General features: G+C 62.4%; 23 protein-coding genes. 7 read left to right on the top strand and 16 right to left on the bottom strand.

The window, feature by feature from the left end:
* Positions 1–175 precede the first annotated feature (175 nt).
* On the top strand, positions 176–949 hold the full coding sequence (locus AAZQ98_RS02165; RefSeq protein WP_105656057.1) for an SDR family NAD(P)-dependent oxidoreductase: 774 nt from the start codon (positions 176–178) through the stop codon (positions 947–949).
* Between the two features lie 104 nt (positions 950–1,053).
* Here the strand turns inward: AAZQ98_RS02165 and AAZQ98_RS02160 are convergent, their stop codons facing one another.
* The 7 genes from AAZQ98_RS02160 to AAZQ98_RS02130 form a co-directional block, all read right to left on the bottom strand.
* A complete protein-coding gene (locus AAZQ98_RS02160; protein WP_434689463.1) occupies positions 1,054–1,800 on the bottom strand; it encodes a transporter substrate-binding domain-containing protein in 747 nt (248 codons plus the stop codon).
* 68 nt (positions 1,801–1,868) lie between these two features.
* Positions 1,869–3,407 (bottom strand): ABC transporter ATP-binding protein, encoded by a 1,539-nt coding sequence (locus AAZQ98_RS02155; protein WP_434689461.1) that lies wholly within the window; start codon positions 3,405–3,407, stop codon positions 1,869–1,871.
* Positions 3,400–4,251, bottom strand: a complete 852-nt coding sequence (locus tag AAZQ98_RS02150) for an ABC transporter permease (RefSeq protein WP_286172304.1) — start codon at positions 4,249–4,251, stop codon at positions 3,400–3,402. Before AAZQ98_RS02150 ends, AAZQ98_RS02155 begins: the two co-directional genes overlap by 8 nt.
* The gene (locus AAZQ98_RS02145; protein ID WP_434689459.1) at positions 4,244–5,197 is read right to left on the bottom strand and encodes an ABC transporter permease; all 954 of its coding nucleotides are present in this window, start codon (positions 5,195–5,197) and stop codon (positions 4,244–4,246) included. The genes AAZQ98_RS02150 and AAZQ98_RS02145 overlap by 8 nt, the downstream gene beginning before the upstream one ends.
* A gap of 1 nt (position 5,198) precedes the next feature.
* Positions 5,199–6,743: an ABC transporter substrate-binding protein gene (locus AAZQ98_RS02140; protein ID WP_434689457.1), complete on the bottom strand. Its 1,545-nt coding sequence runs from the start codon at positions 6,741–6,743 to the stop codon at positions 5,199–5,201.
* A 216-nt stretch (positions 6,744–6,959) separates the two neighbouring features.
* Complete coding sequence (locus tag AAZQ98_RS02135) at positions 6,960–8,243, bottom strand: MFS transporter (RefSeq protein WP_434689455.1); 1,284 nt, start codon at positions 8,241–8,243, stop codon at positions 6,960–6,962.
* A gap of 53 nt (positions 8,244–8,296) precedes the next feature.
* A complete protein-coding gene (locus AAZQ98_RS02130) occupies positions 8,297–8,827 on the bottom strand; it encodes a very short patch repair endonuclease (RefSeq protein WP_434689453.1) in 531 nt (176 codons plus the stop codon).
* 185 nt (positions 8,828–9,012) lie between these two features.
* Between AAZQ98_RS02130 and AAZQ98_RS02125 the strand changes: the two genes are divergently transcribed.
* On the top strand, positions 9,013–10,074 hold the full coding sequence (locus AAZQ98_RS02125) for a 2,3-butanediol dehydrogenase (RefSeq protein ID WP_434689452.1): 1,062 nt from the start codon (positions 9,013–9,015) through the stop codon (positions 10,072–10,074).
* Between the two features lie 59 nt (positions 10,075–10,133).
* On the opposite strand, the gene AAZQ98_RS02120 is transcribed toward AAZQ98_RS02125, so the two are convergent.
* Positions 10,134–10,808, bottom strand: a complete 675-nt coding sequence (locus AAZQ98_RS02120; protein ID WP_434689450.1) for a hypothetical protein — start codon at positions 10,806–10,808, stop codon at positions 10,134–10,136.
* On the bottom strand, positions 10,805–11,215 hold the full coding sequence (locus AAZQ98_RS02115) for a DUF4383 domain-containing protein (RefSeq protein WP_041650329.1): 411 nt from the start codon (positions 11,213–11,215) through the stop codon (positions 10,805–10,807). The genes AAZQ98_RS02120 and AAZQ98_RS02115 overlap by 4 nt, the downstream gene beginning before the upstream one ends.
* Positions 11,216–11,738: 523 nt before the next feature.
* Here AAZQ98_RS02115 and AAZQ98_RS02110 point away from each other — a divergent pair.
* Together AAZQ98_RS02110 and AAZQ98_RS02105 are read left to right on the top strand one after the other, a co-directional pair.
* A complete protein-coding gene (locus AAZQ98_RS02110; RefSeq protein ID WP_434689448.1) occupies positions 11,739–12,557 on the top strand; it encodes an enoyl-CoA hydratase/isomerase family protein in 819 nt (272 codons plus the stop codon).
* 23 nt (positions 12,558–12,580) lie between these two features.
* Entirely contained in the window at positions 12,581–13,456 is an 876-nt protein-coding gene (locus AAZQ98_RS02105) for a 3-hydroxyacyl-CoA dehydrogenase family protein (RefSeq protein ID WP_434689446.1), read from the top strand.
* On the opposite strand, the gene AAZQ98_RS02100 is transcribed toward AAZQ98_RS02105, so the two are convergent.
* A complete protein-coding gene (locus AAZQ98_RS02100) occupies positions 13,453–14,355 on the bottom strand; it encodes a LysR family transcriptional regulator (RefSeq protein ID WP_434689445.1) in 903 nt (300 codons plus the stop codon). The two genes, AAZQ98_RS02105 and AAZQ98_RS02100, sit on opposite strands and share 4 nt — an antisense overlap.
* A gap of 130 nt (positions 14,356–14,485) precedes the next feature.
* On the opposite strand from AAZQ98_RS02100, the gene AAZQ98_RS02095 reads away from it, so the two are divergent.
* Genes AAZQ98_RS02095 through AAZQ98_RS02085 form a run of 3 tightly spaced genes read left to right on the top strand, consistent with a single transcriptional unit; the run spans position 14,486 to position 18,354 of the window.
* Positions 14,486–15,691 (top strand): CaiB/BaiF CoA transferase family protein, encoded by a 1,206-nt coding sequence (locus AAZQ98_RS02095; RefSeq protein ID WP_434689444.1) that lies wholly within the window; start codon positions 14,486–14,488, stop codon positions 15,689–15,691.
* A 24-nt stretch (positions 15,692–15,715) separates the two neighbouring features.
* Positions 15,716–16,942, top strand: a complete 1,227-nt coding sequence (locus tag AAZQ98_RS02090; RefSeq protein WP_434689443.1) for an acyl-CoA dehydrogenase family protein — start codon at positions 15,716–15,718, stop codon at positions 16,940–16,942.
* A gap of 41 nt (positions 16,943–16,983) precedes the next feature.
* On the top strand, positions 16,984–18,354 hold the full coding sequence (locus AAZQ98_RS02085; RefSeq protein ID WP_434689441.1) for an NAD-dependent succinate-semialdehyde dehydrogenase: 1,371 nt from the start codon (positions 16,984–16,986) through the stop codon (positions 18,352–18,354).
* Between the two features lie 166 nt (positions 18,355–18,520).
* Here AAZQ98_RS02085 and AAZQ98_RS02080 read toward each other — a convergent pair whose 3' ends face one another.
* From AAZQ98_RS02080 to AAZQ98_RS02055, 6 genes are all read right to left on the bottom strand, one after another.
* A complete protein-coding gene (locus AAZQ98_RS02080; protein ID WP_434689439.1) occupies positions 18,521–19,813 on the bottom strand; it encodes a hypothetical protein in 1,293 nt (430 codons plus the stop codon).
* Positions 19,814–19,863: 50 nt separating this feature from the next.
* Positions 19,864–20,619 carry a carboxymuconolactone decarboxylase family protein gene (locus tag AAZQ98_RS02075; RefSeq protein WP_434689437.1) on the bottom strand — a complete coding sequence of 252 codons (756 nt, stop codon included), beginning with the start codon at positions 20,617–20,619 and terminating at the stop codon, positions 19,864–19,866.
* Positions 20,620–20,999: 380 nt separating this feature from the next.
* On the bottom strand, positions 21,000–22,469 hold the full coding sequence (locus tag AAZQ98_RS02070) for a TRAP transporter large permease (RefSeq protein WP_434689435.1): 1,470 nt from the start codon (positions 22,467–22,469) through the stop codon (positions 21,000–21,002).
* A 35-nt stretch (positions 22,470–22,504) separates the two neighbouring features.
* On the bottom strand, positions 22,505–23,050 hold the full coding sequence (locus tag AAZQ98_RS02065; RefSeq protein ID WP_434689433.1) for a TRAP transporter small permease: 546 nt from the start codon (positions 23,048–23,050) through the stop codon (positions 22,505–22,507).
* 65 nt (positions 23,051–23,115) lie between these two features.
* A complete protein-coding gene (locus AAZQ98_RS02060; RefSeq protein ID WP_434689431.1) occupies positions 23,116–23,886 on the bottom strand; it encodes an SDR family NAD(P)-dependent oxidoreductase in 771 nt (256 codons plus the stop codon).
* Between the two features lie 146 nt (positions 23,887–24,032).
* A complete protein-coding gene (locus AAZQ98_RS02055; protein ID WP_434689429.1) occupies positions 24,033–24,818 on the bottom strand; it encodes an SDR family oxidoreductase in 786 nt (261 codons plus the stop codon).
* Positions 24,819–24,829 lie beyond the last annotated feature (11 nt).

The following is a 24,829-nucleotide window of genomic DNA, read 5'->3' as shown; positions in this document are numbered from 1 at the left end:
TGAGTGACGGCACAAGTTCTGTCAAGAGAAAATTTAACAGTTGACTGTCAACAGTAAACAAAACTATCGTGGTGTGCACCACAAGATTCTGGTGCGTTTGTCCAGAGCAGAGCACCGCAACCACCAAGTTCGCCGCATCGTTGTTCGGGCGGGCCGTATTGAAAGCAGGAATCCGATGAATCAAACCCAGCGCACTGCAGTACTAACCGGTGCTACCTCGCCACAGGGGATCGGCATCGAAACCGCCCGGCACCTGGCCCGGGAAGGCTGGGGCATAGCGATTCTGGATCTGGACCACTCCGCATCCGAGCGCGTAGCCACGGAGATTGCAGAGGAATTTGGCGTGCCGGCATTCGGCCACCAGATCGACGTTGCCGACGAATCCTCGGTCGCCGCGGCCCAGGCGGCGGTGGCAGCCCGCGTCGCCGCGGGGGAACTGCCTCCTACCGGCGCCGTCGTGAACATCGCGGGGATTACCTCCCCGGTGGATTTCCTGGATACGACTTTGGAGATCTGGAACAAGATCATGAACGTCAACGCCACAGGCACGTACCTGGTGACCAAGGCATTCCTGCCGGAAATGATCGAGAGCGGATGGGGACGTGTGATCAACATGTCCTCTGTCTCTGCCCAGCGGGGCGGCGGAGTCTTCGGCAAAGTCCCCTATTCCTCGGCGAAAGCGGCAATCCTCGGGTTCACCAAGGCGCTGGCCCGCGAAATCTCGGCCAGCGGCGTCACCGTCAATGCGATTGCGCCGGGTGCTGTGGATACCAACATCCGTGTTGGCAGCACCGACGAGCAGGAGGCGGCCATTGCCGCGGGCATCCCCATTGGGCGCACCGCAGCCACTGGGGAAGTCGCATCGGTCATTGGCTTCCTAGCCTCAGAAGGTGCTTCCTACCTGACCGGCACCACCATTGACATCAACGGTGGCAGCCACATGCATTAGCAGTTCCTGGCTTGTGCCAGTTCAAGGAAAAGAAGAAGCCAGCGGCCACGCCCCGAGAAAGTTCGGGGCGTGGCCGCTGGCTTATTGTCATGTTCTGGCGGAGGCTATCCGAACCAGGGTTTCTCGGCAGCCGCGAGCGTCCCATCGTTCTTGGCCATGTTCAGCCACTGGTTCACGTATTCCTGGAACTCGTCATCGCCCAGCGGCAGCAGGTATGCCTTCTGGGAGAAATTGAATGGCTGGTCCGGGTGCACCGCGCACAGCTCGGGGTGCACGTTGGCCACCCAGCGGGTTTCCGAGGCGTCGGTGGTCATCACGTCGGCACGCCCGGCGGTGATCTCATCGAAAATCTTGTTGTTGTCCTCGAAACGAATGATCTCGCCCTTCAGGTAGTTCGCATCGGCGAACTTCTCGTTGGTCCCGCCAATCGGGGTGATGGAACGGACCCCGGGCTGGTTGATTTCCTTGACCGTGTCGTACTTCTCCACGTTCTCGCACAAGGTGATGGGCGTCTTGCCCTCGTCCAATGTGGCTTCGCTGTAGTAGGCCTGCTGGGCGCGTTCCATGGAAATGGAAACCCCGCCCACGGCGATATCGCATTCGGAGAGGAAGTCCGGCATCAAGTCCTTCCAGGAGGTCTGGATGAACTCGGGTTCTGCGCCCATCGACTCGGCAAGATTCTTGGCCATCGTGATGTCGATTCCCGACCATTGCCCGGTGTCCGGGTCAAGATAGGTGAACGGCCGGTAGTCCCCGGTGGTGCAGACCTTCAGCGTTCCGGCTTCAGCGACGCTGGCCAGCAATGGCAACCGGCGGGTAATGGACGGATTCTTCTGCGAACTGTCGGTCATAGTCCATCAATCTATAAGCGCTCCAAGTCAGGGCACAAGAGTTCCGGGTTTTCTTACGCGAGCAGAAATCAGCCGGCAGCAGGAACCGCTGCGGTGAGGTCCAGCGCGGCCACGAGATCCTTGCTGTGCTGATGTTCCGCATTGCCCAGGAAATCGTTGAGCGGCCGATGCTCCACCAGCTCGCCCTCGTAGAACACTGCCACGTCGTCACTCACGTAGCGGATCACGTCCATGTCGTGGGAGATGACCACGAGGCTCAGCCCCATGTGCTCGCGCAATTCAAGCAACAGGTCGAGGATGTGGCGCTGGGCTACCGAATCCAGTGCCGAGGTGGACTCATCGCAAATCAATACCTGGGGGTCGGTCAGCAGCGCCCGCGCGATGGCCAGGCGCTGGAGCTGGCCGCCGGAGCACTGGCCGGGCCTGCGATCGAGCAATTGCTCGGTCAATCCCACCTGGGCCATGGCTTGCGCCATGCGCTCGCCGGCCTGGATTGCCGGCAGCCGGTGCACCGCCGCGCTCATCGACGTGCGGAGGGAAAGCCGGGGATCGAAGGACGAGTACGGTTCCTGGGCGATGACCTGCACTCGTGTTGCTTCGCCATTGCGGCGCGTATCGATGATCCGTCCGGTCGTTGGCTGTTCCAACCCGGCCAGCAGCCGGGCGAAGGTGCTCTTGCCCGAGCCGGAGCGGCCCACCACTCCCAGGACCTGGCCGCCGTGCAGGCGCAAGCTTGTGGGATTCAATGCTGCCGGGCCCTTTGCACGGCGTGCGTAGTTCTTGCCCGCATCCACTGCTTCCAGCAAGCAGGCGGAATCCTTAACGCGTGGCGCGCGCAGGGGAGGCAAGCTGGCTTCCACCAGTTCGCGTGTCTTGGAATGGCGGTCCTTGGAGAAGATGTGCGCGGTGGGGCACTGGTCCACAATTTGCCCGTCGCTGACCACTACAACGCGGTCGGCAATGTGCTGGATGCTGGCGATGTCGTGGGTGATGAACAGGACGCCCACGCCACGTTCTTGCTGCTTGCGGCGCAAGAGCTGCAGCACCTCGGCCTTGAGAATCGAATCCAAGGATGATGTTGGTTCATCAGCCAAAATGAACTCCGGGTCAGCGGCCAAGGCGATGGCCAGCATGGCGCGTTGGGCCATCCCGCCGGAGAGCTGGTCCGGGCGCTGGCCGGCAATTTGCTGGGCAGGGGACAGGCCTACTTCTTCGAGCAAGGACAGCACCTGCTGCTCGTGCTGGCGGGCTTTGCCCCAGCCGTGGGCTCCCAGGGCTTCGAGCAGATGCGCGCGGATGGTCAGCCGCGGGTTCATCACGCGCTTGGGCTGCTGGAACAGCATGCTGATGCGCCGTCCGCGCACCGAGTCCATGGCCTTCTCGCCCAGCTGGTCAAGGCGCTGGCCGTCAAGCAGGATCTGCCCCTCGGCACGCAGCTGCTGGGGCAGCAGGCCGATGATCGCCTTGGTGAGCAGCGTCTTGCCGGAACCGGAACGCCCGACCACCGCCACCAATTCGCCCGCTCGCAGGGCGCCGCATGCCTCGGAAAGCAATCGCTGATCGCCGGAGCTGACCGAAAGGTCAATGAATTCAAGTTCTCTAGTCATGGGCTTCCGCCTTGGCCTCGGTGGCAAGCACGTCCTGCCCGCCCAGCACGTGGGTGATTCGATTGCCCAGCAGGGTGACGCAGAAGCTGACCAGGAAGATGGCTGCGCCCGGCGCAATCAGGCCCCATGGGGAGCGGATGGCATGGGGCTGGGCTTCGGCGAGCATTGAACCCCAGTCGGACTGCGGCGGCTGGACGCCGATGCCCAGATAGGACAAGGAGCCGAGCAATACGAGCAGCAGCCCGAAGCGCAATGCCGCCTGGGCCAGCACCGGTCCAGCCACGAAAGGCAGGACGTGGTGGCGCAGGATGAACCAGCGCGAAGCACCGACATGCCTGGAGGCTTCGACATGGTGGGTGGATAAGGCCTGGGCCGCCATGGAACGCACCAACCGTGCGGTGGGGGTCCATGCCACGACGCCCACGGAAAGCACCATGGTGAAGAAACCGGGACCCATGACCGCGATGATCAGCAGCGCAATCACGATTTCGGGCAGTGCGAGCAGCAAGTCGTTCACGCGCAGGAAGAGCTCATCGAGCCATCCGCCGCGCACCGCGCTGAGCAGGCCCAGTGCGGTGCCAACCAGCAGCGCGAACAGCGTGGTGATCAGTGCTACCGATAGCGAGAACCGGCCACCGTGCAGCACCCTGCTCAAGGTGTCGCGGCCCAGGGCATCGGTGCCCAGCAGATGGGACAGGCTGGGACCTTGCAACCGGTCCGCCAGGTTCTGGGCGTCGGGGTTGTAGGGGGAAATCCACGGGGCGGCGATGGTCAGGATGACCACCGCCAGCAAGATGAACGCGGGAGGGGAAAGCAGGATTTCCCTGGAATGGTTCCTAGCCATGTCGTACACCAATCCTCACATTGGGATCGCTGATCCTGTGCACCAGGTCAACGATTCCGGTCACGGCTACGGCACAGGTCACGACCACCACCACGCCACCCTGGGCGACCGGGATATCGGCATCGACGATGGAGTCGAAGATCAGCCGGCCCATTCCGGGAATGGCAAAGATGACTTCCACGATGACCGACCCGCCCAGCAGCCCGGCAAACCAGACACCCACCATGGTCCACAGCGGCAGCAAACCGTGGGGAACCACATGGCGAACCAGCCCCTGGGTGCTGCTCAGCCCGCGGGCGCGGGCGGCCAGCACATGCTCGGAGTCCAATGCCTGGCGCACCCCCGAGCGCACCGCGACGGTGAAGAAGCTGATGGGGCGCAAGGCCAGAATGAAGACCGGCAGCACCATCGAGGCCGGGGATTCGAAACCGGCCGAGGGAAGCAGCGAGAAGCGCACCGCGAAGAGCAGGACCAGCAACGGAGCCAGCGCGTATTCGGGGATGGCAATCAGCGCGTGGGTCGCAGAGGTGATCAGCTTATCGGGCCATTTCCCGGCGCAGGTGGCCGAGAGCACTCCCAGCACAATGGACACGGCGATGGCCACCAGCAGCGCGCTGCCGGCCAAGGACAGGGTGACGCCAATGGCCGGCAGCACCTGGTCGGCTACGGGGGTTCCGCTGATATGCGAGATGCCCATGTCTCCGGTGGCGAACCGGCGCAGCCATCGTCCGAATTGCACCAGCATCGGGTCATGCAGGCCGAATTGCTCCGCGTAGGCCTGCACCGTTGCCTCGTCGGCGGCTCCAATATCCATGCGGGCGCGCAGCAAGGACCGCACGGGGTCCCCCGGGGAAACGAAGGGGACCAGGAATACCGCGAAGGATGAAAGCAGAACTGCTGCGCCGAGTCCAATGGCCCGGCGCAGCATGGTGGCAAGAGGAGACACGCTAGCTGGTCTTCGCCAGATCCTTGGTCAGCACGTAGCGGGTCAGCGGGTCCTGGACGTAGCCCTGGACCTTGGCTCCCACGCCGTCGATAGCCTGCTCGTTGACCAGCCAGACGTTCGCGGCGTCGTCGGCGAGCAGATCCCCTGCCTGGCGGTACAGGTCGTGGCGCTGGGCCTCGTCCTTCTCTGCCAGTGCCTGGCCGATCAGCTGGTCGTAGTCCTTGTTGCAGTAGTGGCTCAGGTTGTAGCCGCCCTCGCAGGTGTAGTCGGACTGCAGGAAGCCGATCGGATCGGCAATGTCGATCATCCGGTTGCGCTGGCTGAGGATCATGTCGTAGTTGCCGGCCAGCACATCGGGTTCTGCGGCGCCGTAGGACTTGGTCACCACATTGGCCTGCAAGCCGATCTGCTTGAACTGCTCCTGGATGATGGCGCCCACGCCGGCGAACTCCGCGCGTTCGGTGATCGCAATGATTTCCAGGGGCTTGGCCTGCTGGTATCCGGAAGCTTCCACCAGCTTCTTGGCTTCTTCGATATTCACCTGCGGTACGGCCAGACCCGGGTTGGCCCACGGCTCGCTCGGGGCGAACGGGCCGGTGGCAGGCTGCGCTGCGCCTTCGTAGATGCTGGCGGCCATGGCCGGCAGGTCCAAGGCCATGGTGGCGGCCTTGCGCAGCTCCCGGTTATCGAATGGAGCGCGCGAGTTGTTCAGGTACAGGGTCGAGGTGCGAGGCGAGTCGGCCTTGAGCACGCTGATCTTGCTATCGGCTTCCAAGGCCGCCAAGCTGGTGGCCGGGATGGACATGGAAATGTCCGCTTCGCCGGTCTGGACCTGGGTGGCGCGGGTGGCGCCTTCGGTGATGTAGCGGATTTCGCCGCCGGCCAGCTTCACCTCTCCGTCCCAGTAATTCTCATTGCGGTCCATGGTCAGGGACTGCCCGGCTTTTTCGGAGACCGGGGCAAATGGTCCGGTGCAGTGCTTCATCGGGTCGATGCCCTTGCTGGTGTACGCGGCAGGGGAAAGCACGCCGGCGTTCACGCTGGCCATGCGGTAGGGCAGCAGCGGATCCGCGGCGGGGGTGGTGACGCGCACGGTATCAGCATCCAGGGCCTGGACCTTCTTGATGGTCTTGGGGTTCACCGCACGGGCTGGAGCGGTGGCCTCCAGGACGTGGTTCAGCGAGCCGGCAACAGCCTTGGCATCCATGGCGGTGCCATCCTGGAACAGCACGTTCTTGCGCAGCTCGAAATCCCATTCGGTATCCGAGGACTGCTTCCAGGAAGCAGCGAGCATCGGCTCAACGGTTTTGGTGCTCTGGTTGTATTTGGCTAGGGTTTCCAGGCAACCGGCGATGGAGAGCACATAGGCGTCGTCGCTTTCCAGCGCCCAGTTGGATACCGGGGCGCGGAAATTGGCCACGACCACGCGGGCTTCCGAGTCCGCGGCTTGTTCCGGGGCGGAGCTCGCAGGGGTGGAGCTGCAGGCGGTCAGCGCCAGGGCAATGGCCGCAAAACCTGCGGCAGCGCTCAATCGTCCAAGTTTCATGGAAATCCTTCGGCATTACGTGATGGATTGGCATCTAATGCAATAGAGCCTCGGTAAGCGTACCCTAATTAGTTGCTTTGTTTTGCTGGTTATGACCCGGCAAGGAAAGCGGAGGAAAAGCCCCCGCAGAGAGCCTGGGAAGAGTAGAAGCTGATTAGTGCAAAGTTGGGGTGCCCCGTGGAAATTCTGCGAGGGCCGTGCGTCATGTGTCGCAGGTCATGAGCCCTGGGTCGGCAGGCCTGAGCGCCGCACGAGCGACGCGCCAAGCCAGGAAGCAAGGACCAGTGGAATGATGAGAACCAGCCACGGCAGGAATCCGGGGACTTGGCCCTGGCCAGCCTGGGACAAGAGCCAGCCCACCAGCAGATTCCCCAGCAACACCGCCAGGCCGCCGCAACTGGACAGCAAGCCGAAGTAGGATCCGGTACCCCGGTGCGCGGCGAATCCGGGAACCAGCGAAAGAGCTGCGGGGTGCACGCTCATGTGCCCCAAGGCCAGCAGGGTGACCGCGCACAAGATGCGTACCGCCGCGGTATTCTCGCCAAAGGCCGTGGCGGGGAGAAAGGCGAGTACGCCGAAACCCAGGGCGCTGGAGACATATCCGCAACGCAGGGTCGCGGCCGCGCCGATCCGTGCGGCGAGCCATGCGATGGGCAATTGCAAGCCCAGAGTCAGCACGGAGATCCACGCGAAAACCAGTCCCAGCCACTGGGTCGGCAGGCCCGTGCGTTCCAATTCCAGGGGAATGGCCAAATAGAGCTGGTTGTATGCCAGCAGGTCAGAGGCATGCAAGGCGCAGAAGGCCACGAATTTCCGGTCCGCCAGGCATCGGCGCAGGCTGCCAGGCTGGGCCTGCCGCTTGGCTCGTGGCCCGGCATGATCCAGCGAAGTGCCTTCCGGAGCGTAGCGGCGCAATGCCGCAGCCAGGAACAGTCCGATGGCGATGAAGAAGATTGCCCCGAAACCTGCAACGGCCGCGAACCCCCAGTCCCACAGTGCCGCTCCCACCAGCGGTCCGGCCACCGCGCCGATTTCTCCAGTGACGCTCAGCCAGGCAAAGAGCGTGGCCCGCTTGGCTCCCGTGGGCTGGCCCCTGTCGCGCGCGCTCTGGGCCGCGCCCACCAGAATGCTCAGGCCCGGAGAGAAGAGTGCCCCGCCGAATCCGGTGAGCAATGTGCCAAGGATGAACAACCAGAGCTTCGGGTCGCCCAAGGACAGGGAGGCGGCCAGCGTGAGGAACCCGGCGGCGCGCACCGCGCAGCCAATGAGGATCATGCGCCGGGCGCCGAAGCGATCGGCCAGGCTGCCTCCGGCCAGGAAGAGGCCCTGCTGGGCGAAGGTCCGGATGCCCAGGATCAAGCCCACCGCGGCGCCTGCCAGCAGGAAGTCGTTGGCCAGCACTACGGCAAGAAAGGGGACCACGGCGTAGAAGCCGATATTGAACAGCGTCTGGGTTCCCAGCAGTACCGGGACTTCGAAGCGGGACGTGCTGGTTTTCATGGACCTCGGGGAACGGGTAGGCGCTGCGGGCAGATCGGGCGGACTCTTTGATCTTAGCCAACACCGGTGCCCTGGGACGGGTCCTGCCCGGTGGATCTGCGCGGCAGGATCCGTACCGGTCCGAGGAATTTTGCAGTCCTGTTCAAGACGCCATCCATCGACTTCAGCTCGCATTCCCAGAGCGTCAGCGATTCCCAGCCAAGTGCCGCCAGGTTATCGCGATTGCGCTGGTCCCGGGCGATGTTGGCATCCAGCTTGGGGTACCAGTACCCGGTATTGGACGAGGGGCGGCGCTGGCCCACCGGGCAGTCGTGGCCGTGCCAGAAGCAGCCGTTGACAAAAATGGCCTTGCGCCGGGCGCTGAAGACCAGATCCGGGGATCCGGGAAGCTTTCCGCCCCGCAACGGGATGCCGGGATGCGCAGAACGCAGCTGGGCAACTTGCCGTGCGGGCAGGGCGCCGTGCACGCCGTAGCGGTACCCCGCTGCATGCAGCAACCGGCGCAGGACCAGTTCCGGTCCGGTGTTCTTGCTGGAAATGCGCGACATGAGCGCCGAACGCTGCGCCGCCGACATGATGTCCATAGTCCATTGTGCGCCGCGAACAGGCCGCGCACTGCTGGCTGGGCTTTGGCTGGACGGTTTGCCGGAGCCATCGGATGAAACCTCTTGCAACGGTTCCCAAACCTATGCTGCCGCAGTAGCTTGGAGCTGGAATGGCTGGCCGGGATCGGGCCGGTCAACAACAGGCAGAAGAATCGAGGGGGACCATGCGCGCAGCACGGTATTACGACCAGAAGGACATCCGGATCGAGGACATCGATGAGCCGCAGCTGAAACCGGGAACAGTGGCCATCGACGTGGCCTGGTGCGGCATTTGCGGCACCGATCTGCACGAATACTTGGAGGGCCCGATTTTCATCCCGCCGGCAGGGCATCCGCACCCGATTTCCGGGGAGAGCGCGCCGGTGACCATGGGCCATGAATTCTCCGGAACCATTACCGCCCTGGGCGAGGGCGTCACCGGCCTTGAAGTCGGCGAGAACGTCGTGGTGGAACCCTACATCATCCATGAGGATGTGGACACCGGCGAAGGCCGGCAGTACCAGCTTTCCCAGGACATGAACTTCATCGGTCTGGGCGGCCGCGGCGGAGGGCTATCGGAGAAAATCGTCGTGGAACGCCGCTGGGTGCATCCCATCGGCAAGATCCCCCTGGATGAGGCCGCGCTGATCGAGCCGTTGTCGGTGGCCCACCACGCCTTCGTCCGCTCCGGTGCTCAGGCCGGGCAGGTAGCCATCGTGGGAGGTGCCGGCCCGATCGGCCTGCTGACCGCAGCGGTGCTCAAAGCCAAGGGGCTGACGGTCTACATCTCGGAACTCTCCGAGGCCCGCAAGGCCAAGGCACGAGAAACCGGAATTGCCGACGGGGTTTTCGATCCCAGGGAAGGGGACGTGGCCGAGCGGGTGCGCGAAGCGACCGGCGGCCGGGGTGCGGATACCGGATTCGAGTGTTCCTCGGTCCCGGTGGTGCTGGATATGCTCCTGGACGCGGTGGCTCCCGGCGGGGTGATCGTCAACGTTTCGATTTGGGGGCATAAGCCGGAAGTGGACATGCCCAAGTTGGTCTTGAAAGAAATCGACCTGCGCGGCACCATCGGCTACGCCAATGACCATCCAGACACCATCGCATTGGTGCAAAGCGGCAAGTTGGATCTGGCCCCGTTCATTACCGGGCGCATCGGACTTGATGCACTGGTGTCCGAAGGCTTTGACCAACTAATCAACAACAATGAGGAACACGTCAAGATCATTGTTGATCCGCGGGCCTAGCCAGCAGCCCGCAGCTATCGGGGCCAGTTGGATCACTGGCACTGGCCCCCGGGCTGCGGCTAGTGGTGGTGTTCTGCCTGTTTCATCTTGCCAATGATTCCCGGGTCGATGTCTCCCGAATGATGAGCGCCGTGCTCGGAATGCGGTACTGCCAGTTCTCCGGCGGACGAAGCTGCCAACCCCAAACTGGCAACTGCCGCAACCGCAACTGAACCGGCAAACATGCTCCCGAGGACAACTAGGCTGCTGGACCGCACTGCCCGGTGCGGATAGTTCTTTCGCCGCTTGCGCTGCCACACGAAAACCGCCAGCACCGACAGCTCAAGCAGCAGCAAGGAAGCAATAGTGAGATCCAGATTCTTCGCTCCCTCCGGGAACCCCCAAAGGCCGGCAACAATGCTGGCAAAATGCACGGAGGAGACGAGTGCCAGGCAGGGGACCGCAAGCTTCACGGCAGGGGCCGCTGCCTTCAGCAGACTGGCAACGGCATACACCAGCGCCATCCCGGCCCATGATGCGGATGCTATCGCGCCGAGCCATGCCCACCACGGTGCCGGGGCGGACCCGACCCCGAATACCGAGGCCAGGCTGGCGGAGGAGGCCGCGGCCAGCGCCGCGACTCCCAGACCAGCGATCCCGGCATAGAGGCCGCAGAAGGCAACGGAGCCCGCAACTGCATCTCGCCCTTGCGCGGCAGGTTCGGTGGCAGGCTCCATGGCCTCGTGGGAAATCATGACCGTGCAGTATGGGCTGCTGGCGTCCGGTCCTGGGACAGACCCACCGACAGCAGGACAATTGCGCTAGCTAGATGCAGGACGTTATCTGCACCGTTCAGGGCAATGATGTTCAGCGCTGTCGAGGCCAAGAAGAGGCCGAGGATGCCAACCAGGAGGTAGACGGCGCCCACCGTGGTGTTGGCGAGCTTGGAAGCACGCACGGATCCGAGCCCAGCGATGAGCAGTGCTGCGCCGATGGCCAGGTGGATGACGTTGTGTAGTGGATTGACCTCGAAAATGATCAGCTTCCCGCCCTCTGTTGCGAAGAAATCCACGCCGGCAGTGACAAGGAACCCGAGCAGGCCGACAAGGAGGTACACGGCCCCGAAAATCGTTGCGAGCAAGCGGTTAGGCGATGTGCGCATTGCAATCAGTCCTTCCTGGGACACGGATTCTAGTCCGTGTCGAGTTCTGCGGGTTCCGGAAGGAACCCTGTAGAAGTTCTTCGGAGAAAGATGGAAGGCGGATTGGTCTTGATTGGACTTATTTTGCAGGCACCGGAGGCACGCAAGGATGCGGGTGGGCGTATTGACTTTGGATGACCGCGTTGCCCGGCTTCAGCGCGGGCCGGCCTCTGCGAGGCATGCGCCAATGAGCTGACCGCGATTCGCTGGTGGGCGAGCGAATCGACCAGCGGGGATCCGTGTTCCTGATCCCGCTGCTACCACCGTACGCAGGGGCATTTACCCGGTTTCCCCAAAGGTCCGGCGCAGGGGTTGCTGCCGGTAGCGGGTTAGTTTCTCCATGTGAATCCACGCAACTATTCATGCTCAATTCACATTAATCCATCGGGGATCTATCTCCGAGTGGCACATATCGCGTATAAATTGGCTTGGTGCATTTGCAGTCGGATTCCCTCAGTGGATCCGCGAGGAAAGGACTGGCCCCGTGGCTGAAACCGTCAATGAACAATTGGTCCTGCGTAATGACAGCGACGGCGCGGTCCTGCTGGTCATCAACCGGCCGCAGGCTCATAACGCGATGAACAAGCACGTCATAGAGCGGATTCACGAGCTCCTCGATGACATCGAAGCCGATGAGAGCGCCCGTGTGGTCATTTTTACCGGTGCGGGGGAGAAGTCCTTTGTTGCCGGGGCTGACATCAATGAGCTGATCGCCAGAATGCCCATTGACGCGCTGGAAGCCAAGATGCAGAAGCTCTATGACCGCATCGCGCAGTTCCCCAAACCGACCATCGCGGCTGTCAACGGATTCGCCTTTGGCGGGGGACATGAACTGGCACTGTCCTGCGACATCCGCATCGCCTCCACCGAAGCCCAATTCGCTTTGCCGGAAACCGGTCTGGGTATCATCCCTGGCGCCGGCGGCACCCAGCGGCTGGCCCGCGTGATTGGGATCGGGCGGGCAACCGACATGATTCTGACCGGACGCCGGCTCACCGCCGAGCAAGCGCTCCAGGCTGGCCTCATTACCGAACTGGTGGATCCCGCAGAGCTGCTCGATGCTGCGGCCAAGCTGGCGCGAAAGGTCGCGTCCAAGGGACCCCTGGCCCTCAAATTGGCCAAGCTGGTGATCTCCCGCGGCTTCGACGTGGACCACGAAACTGGCATGCTGCTGGAGCAACTGGCCCAGGCATTGGCCTACAGCTCAGCGCAGAAGCAGGAAGGCACCAGTGCCTTCATCGAGAAGCGACGCCCTGACTTCCACAATGCTGGTGCCGCAGAACCTCAAGCCGCCCGCAACTGAACTTAGACAACCAAGGACTGAATATGACTGACCTGACCTCATCCATCAAGAACATCACCGTAATCGGCGCAGGCACCATGGGATCCCAGATCGCCATGGTCGCGGCGCTGGCCGGATACGGCACCAGCCTGGTGGACATCAATGAGCGGCAGCTCGAGCAGGCCAAAGACCAGCTATGGTCCCGGGTGGACCGTGATGTTGAAAAGGGCCGCCGTTCTGCGGAGGCCGTCGAGGCAGCCAAGGCGCGCATGCACTTCTCCACCGATTTGGAAGGAGCAGTTTCCGTCTCTGATTTCGTCATCGAAGCGGCTATCGAGGATCTGAAGATCAAGCGGGAGCTGTTCGCGAACCTCGACCGGATTGCCCCGGAACACGCGATCTTGGCCACGAACTCCTCGAATATCGTCTCCTCGAAGGTCGCCGATGCGACCAATCGTCCGGAGAAGGTCTGCAATATGCACTTCTTCAACCCGGCGCTGGTTATGGAGTGCGTCGAGGTTGTCCCGCACGAGAGGACTTCGCAAGCGACTGTCGAGACAGCGGCTGCCTTGGCAGAATCCTTCGGCAAGAAGGTGGTGAAGCTGAACAAGGAAATTCCCGGGTTCATTGCCAACCGCCTGCTCAACGCCATCCGCCGCGAGGCACTGAGCCTGCATGAGGAAGGCATCGCCTCGGCTGAGGATATCGATGTGGCAGCCAAGACCGCGTTGCGCCATCCAATGGGCCCCTTCGAGCTGATGGATCTTGTGGGCATCGATGTGGTGTACCTGATCCGGATGGCCGAGTACGAGCAGACCGGAAATCCGGAGAGCCTGCCGGCGCAGTCCGTCAAGCGGCTTTATGAGCAGGGCGACTTCGGACGCAAGACCGGGCAGGGCTGGTACAGCTACGCGAACTAGCCTGCCGGGGGCCCTGGGAAGACCTCTTTCGCCAACGCAATGACATTGTGCAAGGCGGCATTCGCGTCATCCCGGCGCCAGATCAGGCGCACTTCGAGCTGGGTATTGGCATCGCGCAGCGGAATGTAGGACACCCCGGGCACGGTGATGTTGCCGCGTACCGAATCCACGGTCAGCGCGCAACCCATCTCGGTGCTGACGAGCACCAGCTGGGTGAGCGTATCCGGAGCGCTCTGGATGATGCGCGGTGCGAAACCTGCGCTCATGGACAGTGTGTTCAAGCGGTTTTGCAGCGCTGCGCTGAACCCGCCCGGCAAAGCGATCCATTGCTCATCGGCTAGCTGGCTCATGCTGATCGATGCGTGCGTGGCCAGCGGGTGCGATGCCGGGACTGCCGCGATCACCTGCTCGGTGGCCATCACGTAGGAGTCGACTTCCGGCGGGATGAAGTCCCAGCGGCCGATGGCCAGATCCAGCGTATTATCCAGGATCCTTTCAAGGCCTACATGCGAGAATTGCGAGCTGTGGAATTCTTGGCGCAAGCCCGGGTGGGCCTTGCGCAATTCCCGGGCCAGCGCGCCGACGGTCATATTGGTCGAGGCCCCGGCAAAGCCGATGCGCACCTCTCCGGTCTCTCCGGTCACCGCGGCACGCACCACCTGCTGCGCCATGTGGGAGATCCTGACCAGCTCCTCGGCTGGCCCCAGCAGTGCTTGGCCCGCAGGAGTCAACGACACATGCCGGGTGCTGCGTTCCAGCAGCTGGGCATGCATGGTGTGCTCAAGCTGCTTGACCAGCCGGCTCAGTGCGGGCTGGGCCATGCGCAGATTGGCGGCCGCGCGCCCGAAATGCAATTCCTTGGCCACTTCGAGGAAGGCCTTGGCCTGGTGGACGTCCATGGTGAATCTCCGCAATAGGTTTGATGTGAATCTGTTATCAATTCAATCATGATTAGGTCTTGGACTATTAAGAATCCGGGTGGTGAGATGAATATGAAGCACTAGCCACTACAAGACATCAGGAGCGCTTATGAATCCCGCCTTGGAAGCTGAAACTGCCGGTCCGCTGGCGGGAATTGTCATTGCAGACTTCTCGCGCGTCTTGGCCGGCCCTTATTGCACCATGCTGCTGGCTGATATGGGCGCGACTGTCATCAAGGTCGAAGGGCCAGCAGGAGACGACACCCGCAACTGGATCCCGCCGCATCGCGACGGCGTGAGCACCTACTACATGTCGATCAACCGCAACAAGAGTTCCATCGTGCTGGACATGCACAAGCCGGAGGACCTGGCCACAGCGCTCAACATCATCGACCGCGCCGATGTCTTCGTGGAGAACTTCAAGCCAGGTTCACTGGCCAAGTTCGGCTTGGACCCGGAAGCGGTGGCCGAGCGCTGGCCCCGCATGGTCCATGCCTCGATCACCGGATTCGGCACGGCCGGCGGCAGCCAGATGCCCGGCTACGACCTGCTGGCCCAAGCGGTCTCCGGAATGATGACATTGACCGGCGCCGCAGACGGCCCGCCGCAGCGAGCCGGAGTCGCAGTCTTCGACGTGATGACCGGATTGCACGCCGCGGTGGCCATCCTCGGTGCCCTGCAGGACCGCAACCGCACCGGGGCAGGACAGCACGTCGGCGTCAACCTGCTCTCCTCGGCCGTCTCGGGGCTGGTGAACCAGACCATGGGATACGCCGGCGCCGGCAACATTCCGATGCGCATGGGCAACGACCATCCGAGCCTCTTCCCCTACGGCCCGCTGCGGGCCGCCGACCGGGAACTGGTGATCTGCTGCGGCAACGACGTGCAGTTCTCGCGGCTGGTTGCCGCGCTGGGCATCGCGGAGGTTGCCGTCGATGAACGATACGCCACCATGAGCGCGCGCAATGCCAACCGCGAGCAGCTGCGCGCCATCCTCGAAGAAGCGCTCTCGGCCAAAAGCGCTGATGAATGGTTCCACGCCCTGCAAGCCCAGCACATTCCCTGCTCGCCGATCCTCGATGTCGCCGAAGGCCTGGAATTCGCCACCGAGCTCGGCTTGGATCCGATTGTGCAGGCAGGCGTCGGCACCGAGGCTGTGCCTACCATCAGCCACCCCGCCACGTTCAGCCGCAGCACGATCCGCTACGACAAGGCTCCGCCTGCGCTGGGAGCCGACCGTGACTCGGTGCTGGACTGGATCAGCCGCACCGCCCCACGCCCCGCGGACAGCACGCTGTCCGTCTCAAGCCACTGAAGATTGCCAAGGAAAGAATCCTCCATGACCAACGTGATTGACCACCCTGACTACTTGCTGCTGGATTCGGATCTCTCGGCCAGTGACCTGGCCCTGCGCGACAAGGTCCGCGCCTTCGGGCAAACCCGGATCGAACCGATCATCAACGGCTACTGGGAACGCGCAGAATTCCCCCGCGAAGTCATACCCGGCTTGGCTGATCTGGGAATCATCGGCACCTTCATTCCTGGCTACGGTTGCCCGGGTCTCTCCCGCCAGGCAGCGGGCCTCGTAGCCCGTGAAATGGGCCGCATCGACGGTTCGGTCAACACCTTCCTGGGCGTGCATTCGAATCTGTGCATGGGCTCCATCTACATGCTGGGCAACGAGGAGCAGCGCCATCGCTGGCTGCCGGCCATGGCCCGCCTGGAAAAGACCGGCGCCTTCGCCCTGACCGAGCCCACCCACGGTTCGGACTCGGTGTCGCTGGAAACCACGGCCCGTCTGGAAGGCGGCACCTGGGTCATCAATGGCCACAAGCGCTGGATCGGCAATGGCCACGAAGCTGATGTCATTGTGCTCTACGCGCGAGACGAAGCTGACGGGCAGGTCAAGGCGTTCATCGTTGAAAAGAGCGCTGACGGACAGTACCCGCAAGGCTACAACCCGACCCCCATCCCGGGAAAGATCGGCAAGCGCGCCATCATCCAGGCGGACATCATCATCGAAGAGATGCGCATCCCGGCGGAAAACCGCCTTGCCAACTGCGAGTCCTTCGCCGGCGTGAACCGCGTGCTGAAGGCCACTCGCGGCGGGGCCTCCTGGGAAGCGGTGGGCCACGGCATGGCGGCGTTCGAGCTGGCAGCCCGCTACGCCATGGAGCGCGAGCAATTCGGCGGCCCGATCGGCGGCTACCAACTGGTCCAGGAAAAGCTGGCCACCATGCTTTCCGATCTGACCAGCATGCAGTTGATGTGCACCCGCATGGCCCAGCTGCAGGAACGCGACGAGCTGACCGCCCCGATGGCCTCGCTGATCAAGATGACCACCTCACGCAAGGCGCTGGCCATGTGCCGCGAGGCCCGCGACATGCTCGCCGGCAACGGCCTGCTGCTGGAAAACCACGTGGCCCGCCACCTGACCGACATGGAAGTGGTCTCCACCTATGAGGGCACCGACTCCATGCAGGCGCTGATTGTCGGCCGCGATATCACCGGCTTGTCCGCCTTCACCCGCCACAGCCGATCCAAGACTCCGGCCACCGCACGCTGAGCCGCAGCATCGCCACTGAATACAAGAGACAAGGACACGCAATGGGAACAATCGCCGCAGTGAATCCGTCCACCGGACAGATCCTTGCCGAATTCCAGCAGCTCACCGATGAGCTGCTGGAACAAGCCGTGGACACGGCCAACCAAGCCCAGCGGGCCTGGAAGAAGACCTCGCTGGAAGAGCGCTCGCAGCTGCTGCGCGCCATTGCCCGCACTTACCGCGAGCGTGCCGACGCGCTGGCCACCGACGTCGCACTGGAAATGGGCAAGCCGGTCACCGCAGCCAAGGGCGAGCTGGCGCTGGTCGCCTCGATCTACGAGTACTACGCGGAACATGGCCCGGCCATGGTGGCCCCGCGGGCCATTCCGGAGCACGAGTCCGGCAACGCCATGGTGCGCAAGGATCCCATCGGCGTGCTGCTGGGGATCATGCCGTGGAACTTCCCGCACTACCAGGTGGCCCGCTTCGTGGCCCCGAACCTGATGCTGGGCAACACCATTCTGCTCAAGCACGCGTCCATCTGCGCGCCGTCGGCACAGAACATCGCCGAGCTGATGCAAGCAACCGGAGTTCCTGAGGGCCTGTACACCAATATCTTCGCCAGCCACGGCCAGATCGAGACGCTGGTGGCTGATCCGCGGATCAAGGGCATTTCGCTGACCGGCTCGGACGGGGCCGGGGAGCGCATCGGCGCGTTGGCCGGCAAGCACATCAAGCCGGCAGTGCTGGAACTGGGCGGCTCGGATCCATTCATCGTGCTGGCCGATGCGGACCTGGAGAAGGCCGCACAGGCGGCAGTCGTGGGCCGCTGCAACAACGCCGGACAGCAATGCACCGGGGCCAAGCGCTTCATCATCCATTCCAGCGTCTACGAGCGGTTCATGGAACTGTTCATCGGGGGCATGGAAGCGGTAGTGGTGGGTGATCCGATGGATCCGGCCACCGTGATGGGCCCGTTGTCCTCCGAGGCCGCGCTGCAGGAGCTGGAAGGACAAGTCCAGCAGGCAGTGGCCGAGGGCGCGCAGGTCTTGACCGGCGGCACCCGGCTCGATGGCCCAGGCGCCTATTACCCGCCGACCGTGCTGGCAGGGGTCTCCAAGGACAACAGCGTGTACTACCAGGAGCTGTTCGGCCCGGTAGCCATGGTGTTCATGGTGGACTCCGTGCAGGAAGCCATCGAGCTGGCCAACGACTCGCAGTATGGCCTATCCAGCGCGATCTTCAGCGCTGACGAGGAGGCGGCCGCCGCGCTCGCCGAGGACCTGGAGACCGGAATGGTCTACATCAACTCGGTGTCCAAGAGCGCTCCGGAACTGCCTTTCGGCGGGGTGAAGCGCTCGGGCATTGGCCGCGAGCTGGGCACCTACGGCATCGATGAATTCGCCAACTTCAAGCTGGTGCGCCGCGGCTAGCCACGCCTGGCAAAAGCAATGCCGGCCGTATCCCCGCAGCGGGAGGCGGCCGGCTTTGCCGTTGTCTTGCCGGGTTCCTGCATGCGCAAAGCTGGCCTCCGCCCTTCAGGAAAGGCAGAGGCCAGCTTTGCAGTCTCGCTGGAGGCCAGCTTCCTGCTCTTCGGATCTAGGCCGGACGATGCGGCAGAAGGACTTCCTCGAAGAACTTGTCAACGATGGGTTCCAGGTATTCGGAGTCCATGACCTCGCCATTGCCCGGGTACCACTGGCTGAAGTCGAGGATCTCGCCCTCGTCCTTGTAGCCCAGTTCATCGGCGATGCCGCTCCACTTCTCGGAAGTGCTGCGTACATTGTCCACGAGCTTCTCGCCGTCCAGCATTGAGGATTCGCGGACCTGGTCCAGGATCTGCTCATTGCCGGCAGTCAGCTTCTCATTGATGTCCGCGGGCAGGTAGTGCATGCCGCCGCCCGCCTTGCGGGCTGCTTCGATGCCCTCGGCCTGCGCGACATAGGACTGGCCCAGTTCGCCCACGTTGTACATGCTCATCTGATCGAAGATCAGCTGTTGCGCGGCCAGTGGAAGCTGGGACCAGCTGGAACCGGCTACGATGCTGCCCGATCCGATGCCGAAGGTACCATCCTGCGGGAAATACACGTTGCTGGCCTGTTCCAGCCAGCCGTTGCCAACCATGGTGGTCATCGAGCCGTAGGTGCACTGGATGACATTGCGCTGCAAGCCTTCGTAGGTCTCCCCGAGTTGCAGGGACACCGTGGAAGCGCCCATGGCTTCGGATTGGATGACCTGAGCTGCCGCATTGACGCGGATCTGCGTTCCGTTGAAGTCAGCGAGCTTATTCTTCTCGTCGGTGCAGGCCAGTGCCGTGGAACCGAAGGTGTTCAGCGGATTGAGCACCGTCATGCCCTGCTCCTCGAATTCAGCCATGATTTCAGGGGTATTGAAAGCGACTTCCTGGGCAGCGAAGTGCGTGACGATTTCGCCCTGCAACGGGCTGGAGGGGGCCGCGACCAAAGCATCCTGCAGTGCCATGAAGGCGGGCATTTCATCCTTGTGATAGGAGGTCAGCCAGTGGGCCAGATCCAGGCGGCCGTCGGCCAGCGCATCGGAAATGCCGTCAGGCGGAACCACGGCGTTGGCGTAGACCACGTCGATCTTGAGCTTGCCGCCGGAGATTTGCTCAATGGCGTCGGCGAAGGCCTGGTCGCGCTGGCCGGAAATCGAGGTGGCGGAGGTGGAGGAGACCTGCAGCTTGAGTGTGGTTTCCTCCATATCGGCCAGGGCCTTTTGGAAGTCTTCCTGCGGGGCGCCGAAAGCGACGCCGGTGCCGCTTCCCGAGGAACCGGAGCCCGCAGAGCCCTTGTCCGCCATGGTGCAGGCGGACAAGGCCAGTGAGGCGCAGGCGAACAGCGATGCCGTGCGAAGCAGTGTCTTGTTTCTCATGATCCATCCTTTATTTTCTGTACGGTGCGGTGGTTCGATTGGCCAGTGCATCAGCGCGCGCCGCGCGCGCCAGCTAGCGCGGTGATGCCCATCAAGCTCGTGTGGGCTCCGATATTGCTCGCAAGCGTCATCACGTCGATGATCTGCTCTGGAGAGGCCCCGTATTCGACCGATTTCTTGATATGCGTGCGGATCCCGGACTCGAACAGGTGCGTGGTTGCGACGTCGATGGCGATGTAGACCAACTCCTTGAACCGCTCATCGAGCGGACCCGAAGCCCAGGGTATGCGGGACAGGGAGAGGTAGGCTTCGAAATATTCCGGGGCGTAGGCCAGGACCGCATCCCAGCTCGGGGCCCAATATTTCCGGTCATCAATGAATTGGGCCTTCAAGGTCTCGCGGTATGCATCTTGCGAGTCTTCCACGGGAGCGGCGATGCCCAGCTCCTGGAAGACCTCGTGGGCGATGGGTACCCCGATAAGCATTGAATGGGTGCCCAGGGAAGCCGCGAGCTGAATGGTCTCTGCGACCTCCGCGACGCTCGCGCCGGCGGCCAGCGCCTGCCGGATATGGTGGCCGGTGGCTGCCTGGTTCAAATAGGTCACCTGGGCATTGACCGCCACGCAGATCAGTTCGCGTTCCTTGGCGCACAGCGTGTTGCGCCGCGCGGACACCTGGAGCAGCTGGTTGTAGGCAGCGAAGTACTCAGAATCGGTTTCCAGCAGGTTTTGCAGATCCTCATTCCAGAATCCATGGATGGATTCGAAGTGTTCGCGAGTGGATTGTATCGTTTGAAGACTGGTCATTTTCATTCCCGTGCCGTTGCTTAAATTCACGTTAATAATTTCATCGTGAATTGAATTTCCTGACAGAGTCCAGGCGAGGAGAATTAGTGAAAAATTCCGTGCCTGAATATGAAATGGACGTTGGATTGACTCGCGTCGCATTGTTGCGCTTTGGTGCTTTCACATGGCGCTTAGAGAATCGTGGATGCAGGTGGTACCTGAACATCCAAGTATGGAATTCCCACTTAAAGTAAAACATAGACGGGAGTGAAATTCATCACTTTCTGCAATGTTTCTTTTCGGCTTGTCCGCCATTTACGGGATTGGAAATAAAAGAATTCCCGCCGCCAAATCCAGTAGCTGGAATTGGCGGCGGGAATACTGAATAGATTGGCTGCCAGTTAGGAAGCCGAGGATATCGAGGGGAGCCAGGTGGTGATCTCCGGGAAGAAGATCATGATGATAATGAAGACGATCGCGAATGGCAGGAACCAGAGGATCGCCGTGAAGACGTCGTTCAGGGTAATTCTCACGCCTTGGTTGACCTCGCGTCGCTTGGCCAAGTTGTAGCAAATGTACGCGAGCACGCCCACCGGGGGAGTGATCATGCCGACTTCGCCCAGGATGATGACGAAGACACCGAACCACATCAGGCCGATATCGTAGGTCTCCAGTACCGGCAGCAGCAGCGGGATGGTCAGCAGCATCATCGACATGGTGTCGAAGAACATGCCCATGAAGATATACAAGACGACCAGGGCCATGAGGAACCAGAAGCGCGACAGGCCCAATTGGGCGATGAAGTCGGTGATATCGCCGGCGATACCGGTGACTGCCAAGACGCGGGTGAGCATTTCGGCGCCGATGAGCAGCAGGAAGATTGATGCCGTCGCCTTGGCGGCGTTGGATAGCGAAGCGGCTACCTGGCGCCATGGCTGGTTCTTGCGGGTGTAGAACAGGGTAATCAGCAATGACATGAAGGCTGCCGCTGCGCCGGCTTCGGTGGGCGTGAAGTAGCCGGTGAACAGGCCGCCGAAGAGGACCAGCATGATCAGTGGCAGGCCCCACAGGCCGCCCAATGAGCGGAAGCGGTCGCCCCAGCCTGGGCTGGAAGTGGTCACAGCCACCTTGGCCTTGCCGCGGCCGAACATCTGCGGGAAGACCAGTGCCATGATGAAGTAGATGAGCGCGAACATCAGGGCCAAGCCGATGCCTGGAACCACGCCAGCCAGCAGCTGCGGGCCAACCGGAACCGAGACGATGCCCGCGTAGACAACCATCATGATGCTCGGCGGGATCAGCTGGCCGCTCAGGCCGCCGGTCAGTACTGCGCCGACTGCGACGCGGCGGTCATAGCCCACTTTCAGCATTTCAGGGATGCCGGCACGACCCAAGGCGTAGGTCATGCCTATGGAGGATCCGCTGACCGAAGCCAGGCCGGCTCCGGCAGCAGTGGTGCCGATGGCCAAGCCGCCAGGCAGCCAGCCGAACCACTGGTTGGTGGTCTGGTAGAGGCGTTGGGTCAACCCCGACTGGGTGAGCAGCAAGCCCATCCAGATGAACAGCGGCAGTACCGACATCGACCAGCCGCTGGACGCGGTGTACGGAGCGGTGGAGAGCACGCTGATCGCGGCATTCGTGCCGCTGACATAGACCAGGCCCAGCAAGCTGGCTAGTGCCAAAGCGAAGCCGACAGCTAGGCCGGTGAGCATCAGGGCGACCATTAGCCCGATGGTCCACAGCCCTGCCGCGGTGGCGGTGCTGCTGGTGAACAAGCCGACTAGGCAGGCGATGTTGACCGCGACCAGGATCCAGAAGCGGATCGCGGTGGCCTTTGGCTTGTGCTCGGGCGCACCAGCTCGCGTGCTCATGGCTGAATCGGCCGGTGCAAGTGTTGGTGAATCAATCATTTCAGACCTACCAGGGAATCAGGCTGCAGTTCAGCGGTTGGTTTGCCGGTGCCGGTGTTGATCTCATGCTCTGGCTTCGTGAAGCCCAGCCAGGCATCGATGAGCAGTACCAGCGTGGTGAGGGTGAAGCCGAGCGGAACGAAGTAGTAGGCGGGCCAAATCGGAATCGAAGTGATGCCGCCGGTGGCTTGGACTTCGGTTTTGGCCAGCGCCTCCTGGAGTCCGTACCAGGCCAGCAGGGCTGAGAGAGCGGCGCCGGCCAGGCAGCTGAAGAGGCGGACCCAGCTCAGGCTGCGATTGCTCAGATTCTCGATGACCAGGGCGACGTTGATATGTTCCTTCCAGACCTGGGCGCCGGGAATGGCCAGCAGGACGAGGGCCGGCAGCAGCCAGTTGGCCGTGATTTCATTGGCTCCGTAGATTGGGGATTGGAACCAAGTGCGGCCCAAGGCGTTGGCCAGGCTCAGCAGCATCATGGCAAGCAATGCCAGGCCTGCCAGCCCGGAGATCAGCCATTCGAGGATCTTGGTGAGTTTCAGCATGAGGTGCTCCACTTCTTCGTCTCAACATTGAGAGCAGTCAGTAGCGTGTATCGATGGGCAAATGCTCAGCGAACGAAAGGGGAGTTGGAGATGAATCCGCCGCGGATGCCGCCATCAAGGCGTATGACTTCGGCGTTGAGATATTTGTTCTCGTAGATCTGCATAGCCAGCTGGGCGAATTCCTGCGGGATTCCCACCCGCGCGGGAAATGGCACATGGCGTTCCAGTTTGGGAGTCCCGGCGAGAATCGGGGTATCGAAGAGCCCCGGGGCGATGGCCGCCACGCGGATCGATGCATCGGACAGCTCGCGGGCCAGCGGCAGGGTCATCCCTGCGATGCCGGCCTTGGAAGCCGAATAGGCCGACTGCCCGGCCTTGCCATCCAGCGCCGCACCCGAAGAAGTCAGGATGATGGCACCGTTCTCGCTGGCATCTGCGTTGCGCGACATGAGGGCCGCTCCGTGACGGACCACCGAGAAAGTGCCCAGCAGGTTGGTGCGCAGCACGTTCTCGATGGTTTCAAAATTCTGCAGGACCGATCCCGTTTCCGGATCGATCAGCTGACCGGGCTGGGAAGGCCCGAAAGCGGTGATGCCTGCGCAATGCACGAGGCAGCGCAGCTGCACGCCCGAGTCCTGGACCGCGTCGAAGGCATCCTTCACGGACTGGTCGTCGCGGACATCGACGCGACGGAACACCGCCTGCGCTGGCAGGGTGCCGGGGTGGAGGTCGAAGGCGTGGACTACCCAGCCTTCCTCTGTGAAAAGCTGGGCCGTTGCAGCGCCCAGACCGCTGCTTCCACCGGTGATCACCACCGAGCGTTGTGCTGTCATCATGAACCTTCAGAACTAGCTACTGCCCATATCCGCAAATATGAAATATAGACATGTATGTTTGACTTTGTGATCTGAACCACCATACATATGAAATGCCGATTGTGTCATCACCTTTTTCAAATGTGACGCACGTCTATTTCTTGGCGCTAATTGAAGGCACGCAGATTGTTGCCGGCCGTCTCGCCGCCATCGATCGCGATGTTTGCGCCGCTGACGTAGCGCGATTCGTCGCTGAGCAGGTAGATGACCAGCGGGCTGACCTCATCGACCTCAGCGGCACGTCCGGCCGGCACCTGCCCGAAGCCGCGCTTCAGGCCCGCGGTGAGCGGGGTGTTCACCGAGCCGGGGTGGATGGAATTAACCCGGATGCCAAGTTCCCCGAGGTCGAGCGCGGAAGTTTTTGTCAGCCCCTGGATGCCCCATTTGGAAGCCGAATAGGCGGCGCGGTTCTTGAAACCCACGAGTCCGGCAATCGAGGAGACGTTGATAATCGAGCTGGTGGGGTTCTCCCGCAGCAGGGGCACCGCGGCTTTCATGCCCAGGAAATTTCCCGTGAGATTGATGTCGATGGTGCGTTTCCAGTCCTCGATGCTCGATTCCAGCACTGAGCCCTTCGAGCCCACCCCGGCATTGTTGACCAGTCCGTGCAGCGCGCCGAAGTGCTCCTTCGCTGCGGCGACGGCACGAGTCCAGTCCTGGTGATCGGCAACGTCGAGTTCCGCGTACAGCGCGGCCTTGCGGCCATGGAGCTCATTCAATTCCGCGGCCAGCTGCCGCCCGGCCTCGTGCGCAATATCTGCGATGATCGCGCTGCCGCCTTCCTGGCAGATGGCCCGCGCATGCTGGGCGCCCATGCCGCTGGCCGCTCCGGAAACCAGGATGATCTTGCCTGCGAGGCGTCCGGCGGGCTGCGGCGTGTTTGGGGTATTCATAAGTGCTCCTT

The sequence above is a fragment of the Glutamicibacter sp. Je.9.36 genome, assembly GCF_051129975.1.
Lineage (GTDB): Bacteria > Actinomycetota > Actinomycetes > Actinomycetales > Micrococcaceae > Glutamicibacter.
The sequence above is the reverse complement of the archived record's forward strand: the minus strand, read 5'-3'. Positions and strand labels throughout refer to the sequence as shown.